Origin of the sequence: Pseudomonas sp. RL_5y_Pfl2_69, assembly GCF_963970465.1 — a bacterium.
Classification (GTDB): Bacteria; Pseudomonadota; Gammaproteobacteria; order Pseudomonadales; family Pseudomonadaceae; genus Aquipseudomonas.
In genome coordinates, this window is record NZ_CAXAOU010000009.1 from 118494 (window position 1) to 130184 (window position 11691).

The window sequence follows — 11691 nt, forward strand, 5'->3', positions numbered from 1 at the left end:
GGCTTGCTCGCGATAGCATCAAATGCCAGCACCCGCATCCCGCAAGGCTGGTGCTACAACAAAAACCGGTCTATCACATTGCGCCGTTCATTGTCATCTCGCACGTCATAGCTGACGGTGGTGGCAATGTTGGCGTGGTGGGCCAGTTTTTGCGCAATGGATACGTCGTACTCTTCAATCACGCGGGTAATGAACGAACGGCGAAAGTCGTGGGGCATGATGTCTACCCCCACCTGCCTGCCCCGCTGCTTGGCAATGTAGTAAATCGCATGCTTGGTAATGCGCTCGCGGGTGATGTGATTGCCGCGGCGGATGCGATTGAACAGAAACGCATCATCGCTCACGCCTTCCGGCAGATGGGCCCGACGAAACGCCAGCCACGCCTCAAGCTTTTCAAAGGCCCAGGCCGGAGCGAACTTGATCAGTTCCTTGTTGCCTTTGCCCAATACCTGCAAGCTGCGCTGCTCCACATCGACCTGACTAAGGTCCATGTTCACCGACTCCGATTTGCGCATCCCCGAGCCGTACAGAATCGCGATAATCGCAGCATCCCTGAGCCCTTGCGGACGCGGATCTGCCGCACAGACATCCATCAGTTCGCGGATCAGGTTGCGTCGCAGGTTGCGCCCCTTGACCAGACGCGAGCCGCCGCCTGCCTTCACTGCGCGAATCTTCAACAAATGATCCTGGGTAATCAGGCTCTGCTGCCAGGCCTGATTCATGACGCCGCGAATGGCATTGACGTACAGCGATGAGGTATTGGGCGCGTAGCCGTCCTCGCGCAATGCTGCCACCAGTGCAGTGATATGCCCGGGTTGCAAGTGATGCCAAGGGAATTCGTCAATCGCCACGTCTTCAGCGCCCAGCCGGTCTGCCGCCTCCTGCAAGACATAGCGCATGGTTTGCCGGCTGGAGGGAGCAAGCCGCTGAAGATAAAGCGCCACAGGTGTTTGAACCTGATTTAACTCAATGGCTGATACCAGGGTTACTGCAGGGTCAATAGTCGACACAACCAATCTCGATACGGGTTGAAACACGTCTCAATATAACCCATAGCCATGATAATTCAGCGCACTTATAGCGTTTTGATCAGTTGTCAAATCCCCGCGCCAGCATCAGGGCCACACCCAAGAGCATCACTGCCGTCGCCCTTTGCAACAACACCTGCCGCGACGGGCTTTGCAGCACACGGCGAATCCGCTGGCCGAAGTAGCAATACAAACAGCCGCTGGCGAACTGCAACAGCAAAAACGCCAGCCCCAGCACGATCAGGTCCTGGGCCCGAGTGGCACTGCCCTGCCCGGCAAACTGCGGGAACACTGCGCTGAACATGACGATGGTTTTCGGGTTCGAGAAACCGGTGAGCAAGCCCTTGCCAAATCGGCCCTTAAAGCCGCTGTCCAGGGTTGTCGTGCGATCCAGCGCCAGCCCGTTGCTGTTCCATTGCCGCCAGGCCAGATACAGCAAGTACGCCACTCCGATGTATTGAAGTGCACGGCTGATCAGTGGATTGCCTTTGATCAACTCGGCAAACCCGACGGCAAAAATCAGGATCGACACCAGATACGCCGCACTGGCGCCCAACTGCACCGGCATTGAACGCTTCAAGCCTTCCTGCATACCAAAACCCATCAGTAACAGGGTCATGGGGCCAGGACTGAAGGTCATGGTGGCGCAGAACACCAGAAAATAAGAAAAGGAAACCAGTGTGAGTTGTGTGGCCATTTCGATCGTTACATCCCGCAATCAACGCTCGAACCTGTGCGAGCGACACCGCAGTCTAGGCAGGACGTAGCCGAATGGGCAGATCAACCAACGGCAAACTTTACCGACCTTTACTGGTAACATCACCGGCAAAGTATGAGGTCCTGCATGCACTTACCCAGCGTTTCGTTTCAGCCCGGCATTCCCAAGGTCCAGCAGATTGTTGATGCGCTGGGCCAGGCCATCGATCAGGGTCAGTTCAGCCCCGGCAGTAAACTGCCTTCAGCGCGGCTGATGACCCAACACTGGGGTGTCAGCAAGTTCACCCTGATTGAGGCGCTGGATCGCTTGCGCGGCCAAGGTCGGATTACCTCCAGTCAGGGGCTGGGCTATTTCGTGGCGTCGAAAGCACCTGTGGCCAGACGCGCCATTGGTCTTGATCTGTTGCCACAGGATTTGAGCAGCGTCCTGCGCCGTTCCCTGACCGGCGCCAGCGGTGCCCTGCGCCCGGGAAGCGGGCATCTGCCTGAAAGCTGGCTGGAGTCCAGTGCCCTGCGTGCCAGCGTGCGCCAGCTCAGCCGCTCGCTAACCTTGCGCCTGACCGGCTATGGCGATCCGGCGGGGTATCTGCCATTGCGCCAGGCTTTGCAGCAGAAGCTGTTGGGCCAAGGCCTGGATGTGGGTATCGAGCAGATCATCACGACCGCCAATACCGTGCTGGCACTGGACATGCTGCTGCGCCTGCGCGTGCGGCCCGGTGATACGGTGCTGCTGGATATGCCCTGCTATTTCAATTTTCACGCCAATCTGGCCTTGCACGGCGTGCGCGTAGTGACGCTGGAGCGCACCGCCCAAGGGCTTGACCTGCAAGCCCTGGAAAATCTGTTCATCCAGCACCGCCCCACGCTTTACCTGACCACGGGGCTGCTGCACAACCCGACCGGCCACTCCTTTACGCCGAGCCAGGCTTACGGCCTGCTGGAACTTGCCAAGCGCCATGACTGCTCAATTATCGAAGACGACCTCTATGGCGACTTGCACCCCGAACCGCCTCCGCGGCTGGTGGCTCTGGCAGGCGTAGAGCAAGTGACCTACCTGAGCGGCTTTTCGAAAACCCTCAGTGCCAACTTGCGGGTGAGCTTTGTGGTGGCCACCCCCCAAATGGCCGCCGAGTTGACCCACATGAAGCTGATGTGCGGCGGGATCACTTCGGAAATGCTCGAACAGGTGGTGTGCTCGATGCTCAATGACGGCACTTATCACAAGCACCGCAAGCGCGTGGTGCAAGGCCTGCTGGTCAGCGGTGCACGCGTGGCTGCATGGCTGCGGGGGCTGGGCTTCACATTGAGCGTGCCCTATGCGGGCGGCATGTTTATCTGGGTCACGCTGCCTGCCGGGCTGGATGCAGAAACACTGGCGCAGCAGGCGCTTGCCCGTGACCTGGTACTCGCCCCCGGCATACTGTTCGGTTTCGACCCCCGGTTGCGCCGCTGCATGCGCTTCAACGTCGCCCATACCGATACGCCCGCTGTCATGGCCGCCTTTGAGGCTTTACTGGCTAGCGCAACCTGAGCGGATCGACCAAACCGGCTGCGATGGCCATGCCCACCAGATCCGGCAAATGTCGGGCCTGCATACGCTTCATCACCCGGGAGCGATACAGGTCGATGGTCTTGACGCTTACCGCCAGTTGCTCGGCAATTTCACGGGTGGTGTAGCCCTTGACCAAGGGCAGGAGCACATCCCGCTCACGGGGCGTCAGGCTGTCCAGTCGCGCCTCCAGCTGCGTCTGCTCCAGGGTTGCCGTTTGCTGTGCGTTGCCGCCGCTGAGGGCCTGCTGCACGCTATCGAGCAGCAACTGCTGGTTATAGGGCTTCTCGATAAAATCATGGGCGCCCGCCTTGAAAGCACGTACCACGATCGGCACATCGGCGTGGCCACTGACAAAAATCACCGGCATCTTGATCCCGCGGTCCTGAAGCGCTTGTTGCACGTTAAGGCCGCCCATTGCCGGCATGCGGACATCCAGCACCACACAGGCGCTGAGCGATGGATCGCACGCCTGCAGAAACGCTTGCCCACTGGTGAACGCCAGCGCATTCAGGCCCACGGACTCCAGTAGCCAGACGGTCGAGTCAAGCATGCCCTGATCGTCATCCACCACGTACACCACAGACCGGGTTTGGGTTGTCATGTTGCCTCTCTTGTTGGTTTGAGTGATGCCATCAACGGCAAGCTGCAGCACATCAATAAGCCGTCGGGTTGTGGCCGGGCGTCGAGTTCACCGCCGAAGCCTTCAATGATGCTGCGACTCATTGACAGCCCCAGTCCCAGCCCATCCACCTTGCTGGTGTAAAACGGCGTAAACAGTTGCTCAAGCTGCCCGGCACTGACACCCGGCCCCTGATCCTGCACGCTGATCTGCAGGACCCCGCCCGCGATGGTCTGCGCCTGCAGGGTAATGCGTGAAGCCTGGCCGGGATGCTGCTCGCTGTTGGCGTCTATGGCATTGCGCAACAGGTTGAGCAGCACTTGCTCCAGAAGCACACGATCGACATATACCCGCCCGAGGTTGTCCGGTAATTGCTGCTCAATGTCCACATTGCGTTCCCGGGCCTCCCAGGCACATAGACTCACGGCCTGACGCGCCACCTCGCTGACATCCAGCGCTTGCAGGTTACGTCGCCCCTTGCGCAGAAAACTGCGCAGACGCTTGATCACTTCAGAGGCATGGTTGGCATGCAGATTGATCCGCTCCAGCCCCTGGGCCACACGCGCTACAGCCTCAGGATTGCTGGCCAGGGTCTGCAGGTAACGCTGGCTAGCGTTGGCGTAATTGACCACGGCCGCCAGGGGTTGGTTGATTTCATGGGCGATGCCTGACGCCAGCTCACCGAGGGTGATCAACCGTGTCGTGTGAGCCATCTCGTCCTGATGATGACGCTGCTGGGCTTCGCGCAACTCACGCTCGCGCATATCCCGGGCAACCAGAGAGAAAAACCGTTCGCCTGCGGTCGATCGATGGGCCAGCAGCAATAGCGACACAGGCACCGAAGGCTCGCCATTCAAAGGCTGCAGACGGGTTTCAGTACTCCATAGACCCTGCTGCTCGGCACTGCTCCAGCCACTGGACTCCAGCATCGCCAGGGTGTGAGCCGTCAGAAACGCGGCCAATGAAGGCATGCCCTGTGCGGGCAACAGGCCGAGGATGCGCCGGGCCGCCGGATTGAGATAAGACACTCCGCCCGCGGGGTCGATAAACAGCACAGGGTCAGGGTTGGCCTCCACCACATCGGCCAGACGCCGCTTGTTCTCTTCAGCCTGGATACGGGCAGTGATATCCCGCGACACACTGACCACTTCAACCACCGCCCCGGTATACGTTTCACGGATTGCCCGGCTTGCGGTTTCAAACCACAGGTAATGCCCCCCGTGATGGCGAATGCGATAAGTCATGGTGTGATAGCCATCGAGTTGCAGGGCATCCCGGGCCTGGCGCAGCGCCAGCTTGAGATCGTGTGCATGGAACAGGCGTTGGGCCCGGGTGCCGCGCAGTGTCTCGGGCCAGTAACCGAGCAGGGTCCAGGACGCCGGGGAGGCATCCAGGAAGCGCCCGTCCGGGGTGTGACGTGAGATCAGGTCAGTGGTGTTTTCGGTAATCAGCCGGTAAAGGCGCCTGGCCTTGGCCGCTTCACGCCCCGCCAGCAACTCTGTACTCGCCTCGCGACCTCGGGCCACGACACACTGGCTATCGGGATCTGGAATCAGTGTCCAGAGCCATACCTGTTGATCCCATTGTGCTTCTACCTGCTCTATGGCCCTGTCCTGTTGCAGGCAGGCCCGAACCAGTTCGGGCAGATTGCCAGGCAACAGGTTACTCACGCTGCTCAGCAACGCGCCCTTCAGCAGACCGGTCAACGCCCGGTTCGCCGTCAGCGGCAAGCCGTCTGCGTCAAGCACTACAGTGGGTTGGGGATCATGGGGCAGCAGGGTTGGCGGCATTCGGCATCCTGACGGTTGGGCAGCGGTTAGCCATATAGTACAACTACTATAGTGCTTAGGTATTACTTCCATATCAAACCCAGAGTGGGCTATAAGTCAGACCGGACATAAAACTGACCCGCTCGCCATTGGCAGAGCAGGCAGCCATAGAGCTAACAATCAGCCACCGGAATGACCCTCATGTCGATTTTTGAGCACGGCCTTGAGCCGACTGCCGTAAACCATATTGCCCTGACCCCCCTGAGCTTCATCGAACGCACCGCCAACGTCTACCCCGACTACCCTGCCGTCATTCACGGCTCCATTCGCCGCACGTGGGCGCAGACGTACAGCCGGTGTCGCCGACTGGCGTGCGCACTTGCCGGGCGCGGGATTGGCCAGGGCGATACGGTGGCGGTGATGTTGCCCAACATCCCGGCCATGCTCGAGGCGCATTTTGCGGTGCCCATGATCGGCGCAGTGCTCAACGCCCTGAACGTACGCCTGGACGCTGAAGCCATTGCCTTCATGCTGGCCCACGGCGAAGCCAAGGTGTTGATTGCCGACCGCGAATTCCATGACGTGGTCCATGCCGCTGTCGCCATGCTCGACCATCCGCCGCTGATCATCGATGTCGATGACCCAGAATATGGCGAAGGCCAGCCTGTCAGCACACTGGACTATGAAGCACTGCTGGCTGAAGGCGACCCCGAGTATGACTGGCAGTGGCCCGCAGACGAGTGGCAGGCCATTGCGCTCAACTATACGTCGGGCACCACCGGCAACCCGAAGGGCGTGGTGTATCACCATCGCGGCGCCTACCTCAACTCCCTGGGCAACCAGATGGTCTGGGCCATCGGCAACCATCCCGTGTACCTGTGGACCCTCCCGATGTTCCACTGCAACGGCTGGTGCTACCCGTGGATCATTACGGCATTGGCGGGTGTGCATGTGTTTCTGCGCCGGGTTGATCCGCAAAAAATCCTCACTCTGATTCGCGAGCATCAGGTCACTCACTTGTGCGGTGCGCCGATTGTGCTCAATGCACTGGTCAATATGCCCGAGTCAGCCAAGGCCGCCATCGACCACCCGGTACATGCAATGGTTGCAGGGGCGGCGCCACCGGCCAAAGTCATTGGCGCCGTGGAAGAAATGGGCATCAAGGTGACCCATGTTTACGGCCTGACCGAAGTGTATGGCCCCGTCACCATTTGTGCCTGGCATGACAAGTGGGACGAGCAGCCATTGACCGAACGAGCACAGATAAAGTCCCGTCAGGGCGTGCGCTACCCCACGCTGGAAGGCCTGATGGTGGCCGACCCCAAGACCCTGGTCCCCACGCCCCGTGACGGCGAAACCATGGGCGAGATCTTCATGCGCGGCAACACGGTGATGAAGGGATACCTGAAGAACCCCAGCGCCACAGCCGAAGCCTTCGAGGGTGGCTGGTTCCATACCGGCGACCTGGCGGTATGTCATGCCGACGGTTATGTCGAAATCCGTGACCGCCTCAAGGACATCATCATTTCCGGTGGCGAGAACATCTCAACCATCGAGGTCGAAGGCGTGCTGTATCGCCATCCCGCCGTGATGGAGGCCGCCGTGGTTGCACGTCCGGATGAAAAATGGGGCGAGACCCCCTGCGCCTTCATCACCCTGAAGGCTGATTACCAGCAGGTACGCGAGATAGAAATCATCGCCTTTTGCCGCGATCACCTGGCCGGTTTCAAGGTGCCACGTACGGTGGTGTTTACCCTGTTGCCCAAGACCTCTACGGGGAAAATCCAGAAGTACGTACTGCGCGACATGGCCAAAGCGCTGTAATCGCGCCACCTGAATCAATGGTGGGAGCGGGTTTGCTCGCAATGGTATCGCCACGGTTATCCAGACAAACCGTGATGACCCAATCGCGAGCAAGCCCGCTCCCACAGGTAATCTTTTGCCAGAATAAGAGACTTCACATGCCTGAATTTAATGCCCCGCTTCGCGACATGCGCTTTGTCCTGCACGAACTGTTCGAGGCCCCTGCGCTCTGGGCCCGACTGCCCGCACTGGCCGACCATGTGGATGCCGATACCAGCGATGCGATTCTCGAAGAAGCCGCCAAAGTCACCGGCCAGTTGATTGCTCCACTCAACCGCAGTGGCGATGAGCAAGGCGCCCAGTGGCACGCAGGCCAGGTGACGACCCCCAAGGGCTTCAAGTCGGCCTATGACACCTACATCGAAGGCGGCTGGGTCGGCTTGTCGGGCAACCCTGAATTCGGCGGGCTTGGCATGCCGAAGATGCTGGCCGTGCAATTCGAAGAAATGCTCTACGGCGCCAACGCAAGCTTTGCCCTGTACTCGGCATTGACCAGCGGCGCCTGCCTGGCCATTGATGCCCACGCCAGTGAAGCCCTCAAACGCATCTTTCTGCCCCCGATGTATGAAGGTCGCTGGGCCGGTTCAATGTGTTTGACCGAAGCCCATTCCGGTACCGACCTCGGCATTATCCGTACCCGTGCCGAACCCCTGCCGGACGGCAGTTTCAGTATCAGCGGCAGCAAGATATTCATCACCGGCGGCGACCAGGACCTGACCGAAAACATCATTCACCTGGTGCTGGCCAAACTACCGGACGCGCCTGCCGGTCCACGGGGCATTTCGCTGTTCCTGGTGCCCAAGGTACTGATCAATGACGATGGCTCCCTGGGTCAAGGCAATGCCGTGAGCTGTGGCTCCATCGAACACAAAATGGGGATCAAGGCATCCGCCACCTGCGTGATCAATTTTGACGGTGCACAGGGCTGGCTGATTGGCGACGCCAACAAAGGCCTGGCAGCCATGTTCACCATGATGAATTACGAACGGCTGTCGATCGGCATTCAGGGCATTGGCTGCGCCGAAGCCTCCTATCAGAGTGCCCGTGCCTATGCCTGCGAGCGCCTGCAAGGCCGAGCGCCGACCGGAGCCGTGGCACCTGAAAAAATCGCCGACCCGATTATTGTTCATCCGGATGTGCGACGCATGCTGCTGAGCATGAAGGCCATGACCGAAGGCGGTCGGGCTTTCGCCAGCTACGTGGGTCAACAACTGGACCTCGCCAAGTTCTCACCCGACCCCCGGGAACAACAGGACGCCAGCGCGCTGGTGTCCTTGCTCACGCCGGTGGCCAAAGCCTTTTTCACCGATACCGGGTTCGACAGTTGCGTGCTGGGGCAGCAAGTGTTGGGTGGCCACGGCTACATCCGTGAGTGGGGTCAGGAGCAGTTGGTCCGTGATGTGCGCATCGCCCAGATTTATGAAGGCACCAACGGGATCCAGGCCCTGGACTTACTGGGTCGTAAAGTGATCGCCAACGGCGGAGCAAGCCTGCGCATGTTTACCGCGCAGATCCGCGACTTTGCCCAAAGCCCCGGCAAACCTTACACCAGCGAGTTGCTCGACGCGGTACAGCGTCTTGAAAACGTCAGTGACTGGTTGCAGGCTCGGGCCAAGGTCAACCCCAACGAAACTGGCGCCGCCTGCGTCGAGTACCTGAACCTGTTCGGGTATGTGGCATACGCCTGGCTCTGGGCGCGCATGGCCGATGTGGCGCAGCGTTCGATGGATGCCGATCCGGCGTTCTATAGCGCCAAGCTGGCCACTGCGCAGTTTTACTTCAGTCGCCTGCTGCCGCGCACGTTGAGCCTTGAGCACACCATCCGGGCAGGCAGCGAATCCTTGTATGAGCTGGATGCCGCTCACTTTTAAACCCGTGGAATAAAACGGTGGCCTGTAAGGGCCGCCGCAGGGTACTGCACTATTGCCCCTGTACTTTATTTACGGTCGTGCAGTTATTAAGGCACTCAAGCATCTCATTCACGCCACGATTACGGACGGAACACGTAAAGCAATATAAAACTCACGACGATAACTACCATCAACACAAACAAAGCTGAAAGCTTGACTTTAAGCTGTCGCGGCAAGGTTTCCAACTCTGCAGCATCGAGTGTGCCACGCCTTACAAAAAGAACACTACAGGCCACTATCACTGACAGCGCCACTATAAAGACCAGCTTTGCAAAGCGTCCGCCAGAATTGAATTTTGTTCGGGCTTTTATTGCCGAACTGTTTTTAAAGTGCATGACAATAAAGTTTGTCTGTGTACTCGCCACCCTCAGGCATAGACCGATCCACACGGGTATGGCGGCCATTGCAAGGAGGGCGATGCCAAGCCGCAGAGGCTTCATGGACGCCCAGTCGATGCGAAAAACAATACATAATAGTATTAGTTCCCAAGCAAAATAACCTCCCACACGTTGAAGCATTATAAGTCGCGCTTTTAATTGCTTAGGGAATTGATCGATATCTGCAGGGCATACGTCGCCATCAGGTATGTACAAGCCTGGCACTTGAAGTACGCCAACAATTTCACGCAAGACGAATAATCGCCCCCAAGGCCCACCATTTAGAATCGGTGCTCGAATCATGATATATGGGCTATTTTTAAAACATGCCAACATCATATCCATCTTGGTGTAGGCGATATAGAGCGCAATACCAAGATAAATAAACGCGCCCCCTAAACCGATTAAGCTGCCACACAGGAAAATAGTGTCAGCGATGCTCAGGCTCATTGTGAGACCTCATAAATTAGTTCACCTGCTTTTTCACCCGCCCATCCAAGGGATGCCCCTGCGGTCAAAGAGCCCACACCTACTACTATCAGCCCACATACGAACGTACCTGCCCCAAGGGTCCAGGTAATCTCGCGGTAACGAATTGCCAATTGCTCTTGTGGCTCGGCGTCACCCTGTAAAACGACATGGGGCAGCTCGGACGTCAGATCAACGATGACTGCGCCATTGATCGAAACCGAATAGAACTTTTCCTGCAGGCCAAAGGAAGACACGCGGTAAAAACTGATCGTGCAGTTTATTTCTTCTCTGCTTGAGAGCGCCTGAGCGAGTAACGGGGAGGATTTATCAATGGCTTTGGTGATGACAATCGGGCTGTGTGTGGGCTTGCTGATGGTGCCAATATTGGCGAGGTTATGGCGGTAAGACAGCACCATGATTTCGTCGGTATGGCTTGACTGGTATTTATTGCCGATGGATTCCGGGGTTGAGCAGCCTGCTGAAATCAGTCCTTGAGCCACACCCTTGATACTCATATAACCTGGGTTCGCCATGGGTACATCTCCTTTTTGTCAGCCCGACATTCTATTGGGCAGGAGATCGACAGGCTGTAGGACGCTTCCGAGATTTTGAAAAGTGCGGGTAAAAATCAGACCCAATAAAAACGGCGGCCCCGTTCAGGGGCCGCCGCAGGGTGCTGCACCATTGCCCCTGAGCCTTAAATGCTCAGTTCGTCCAGCAGCAACACTTCACGATGGGCCAGCAGATCACCCACCGCATGGGCCATCGCCTGATAGTGCGGGGTGGTTTTGTGGTGCTCAATGGCCTCCATGTCCGCCCAGCCTTCAATGAATACAAAGCACTCAGGATCGGTTCGATCCACGTGCAGGTCATAGAAACGACAGCCAGGCTCAGCTCGGGAGCCTTCGACACAGGCGCGCAGGGCCTGCTCTACCGTTCTGCCATGACCAGGTTTGGCGCGCAATGTGGCTACAATTTTGATGATTTGAGACATGTGTACTTCCTGCAACGTGCGATGACTTAAGCGCTCAAGATTTGCGCGATTTTATCCTTGATAAGGAGGCGCTGCTCCTTGAGCTTGCGCAGCACATCATCCGCAACCCCTATTGCATCGTTGGCTTCAGCCTCAACCACTTCGGCATCTTTTTCGCCGTACTGCACAAACAGCTGATTCAGATGAGGGTTTTCGCTGCGAAACTTGCTGATGGCCTCTTTGGTAAGCCCCAAGTCCTGTAACAAGTCGTGCTTGACTGGCATAGATACACCTCATGGACATCTTGGTTACGGGGTCAGGCTCTGAGGGAGAACCTGATCGAAAGTATTCAGTTCGCGATGAACCACCTAAGCAATAGCACGCAAAAGGCCCGTCAGAAAGCCGGGAGAGC

General features: G+C 58.1%; 11 protein-coding genes. 3 read left to right on the top strand and 8 right to left on the bottom strand.

Annotated features, from left to right (window positions below):
- Positions 1-53 precede the first annotated feature (53 nt).
- Both AACY07_RS16395 and AACY07_RS16400 read right to left on the bottom strand, forming a co-directional pair.
- Positions 54-1001, bottom strand: a complete 948-nt coding sequence (locus AACY07_RS16395; protein WP_339476278.1) for a site-specific integrase — start codon at positions 999-1001, stop codon at positions 54-56.
- Positions 1002-1089: 88 nt separating this feature from the next.
- A complete protein-coding gene (locus AACY07_RS16400; RefSeq protein ID WP_339476146.1) occupies positions 1090-1725 on the bottom strand; it encodes a LysE family translocator in 636 nt (211 codons plus the stop codon).
- 147 nt (positions 1726-1872) lie between these two features.
- Between AACY07_RS16400 and AACY07_RS16405 the strand changes: the two genes are divergently transcribed.
- Complete coding sequence (locus AACY07_RS16405) at positions 1873-3276, top strand: aminotransferase-like domain-containing protein (protein WP_339476148.1); 1404 nt, start codon at positions 1873-1875, stop codon at positions 3274-3276.
- Here AACY07_RS16405 and AACY07_RS16410 read toward each other — a convergent pair.
- Positions 3263-3898: a response regulator transcription factor gene (locus AACY07_RS16410; RefSeq protein ID WP_339476149.1), complete on the bottom strand. Its 636-nt coding sequence runs from the start codon at positions 3896-3898 to the stop codon at positions 3263-3265. The genes AACY07_RS16405 and AACY07_RS16410 overlap by 14 nt on opposite strands.
- The gene (locus AACY07_RS16415) at positions 3895-5706 is read right to left on the bottom strand and encodes a PAS domain-containing sensor histidine kinase (protein WP_339476150.1); all 1812 of its coding nucleotides are present in this window, start codon (positions 5704-5706) and stop codon (positions 3895-3897) included. The genes AACY07_RS16410 and AACY07_RS16415 overlap by 4 nt, the downstream gene beginning before the upstream one ends.
- Before the next feature lie 180 nt (positions 5707-5886).
- Between AACY07_RS16415 and AACY07_RS16420 the strand changes: the two genes are divergently transcribed.
- Together AACY07_RS16420 and AACY07_RS16425 are read left to right on the top strand one after the other, a co-directional pair.
- Positions 5887-7509 (top strand): acyl-CoA synthetase, encoded by a 1623-nt coding sequence (locus tag AACY07_RS16420; protein ID WP_339476151.1) that lies wholly within the window; start codon positions 5887-5889, stop codon positions 7507-7509.
- A 137-nt stretch (positions 7510-7646) separates the two neighbouring features.
- On the top strand, positions 7647-9419 hold the full coding sequence (locus tag AACY07_RS16425; protein ID WP_339476153.1) for an acyl-CoA dehydrogenase C-terminal domain-containing protein: 1773 nt from the start codon (positions 7647-7649) through the stop codon (positions 9417-9419).
- Positions 9420-9538: 119 nt separating this feature from the next.
- Here the strand turns inward: AACY07_RS16425 and AACY07_RS16430 are convergent, their stop codons facing one another.
- The 4 genes from AACY07_RS16430 to AACY07_RS16445 form a co-directional block, all read right to left on the bottom strand.
- Positions 9539-10285 carry a hypothetical protein gene (locus AACY07_RS16430; RefSeq protein WP_339476156.1) on the bottom strand — a complete coding sequence of 249 codons (747 nt, stop codon included), beginning with the start codon at positions 10283-10285 and terminating at the stop codon, positions 9539-9541.
- Entirely contained in the window at positions 10282-10839 is a 558-nt protein-coding gene (locus AACY07_RS16435; RefSeq protein ID WP_339476158.1) for an Hcp family type VI secretion system effector, read from the bottom strand. The genes AACY07_RS16430 and AACY07_RS16435 overlap by 4 nt, the downstream gene beginning before the upstream one ends.
- A gap of 164 nt (positions 10840-11003) precedes the next feature.
- The gene (locus AACY07_RS16440; RefSeq protein ID WP_219261873.1) at positions 11004-11300 is read right to left on the bottom strand and encodes a putative quinol monooxygenase; all 297 of its coding nucleotides are present in this window, start codon (positions 11298-11300) and stop codon (positions 11004-11006) included.
- Between the two features lie 26 nt (positions 11301-11326).
- Positions 11327-11563, bottom strand: a complete 237-nt coding sequence (locus tag AACY07_RS16445; RefSeq protein ID WP_019822745.1) for a YdcH family protein — start codon at positions 11561-11563, stop codon at positions 11327-11329.
- Between the last annotated feature and the right edge of the window lie 128 nt (positions 11564-11691).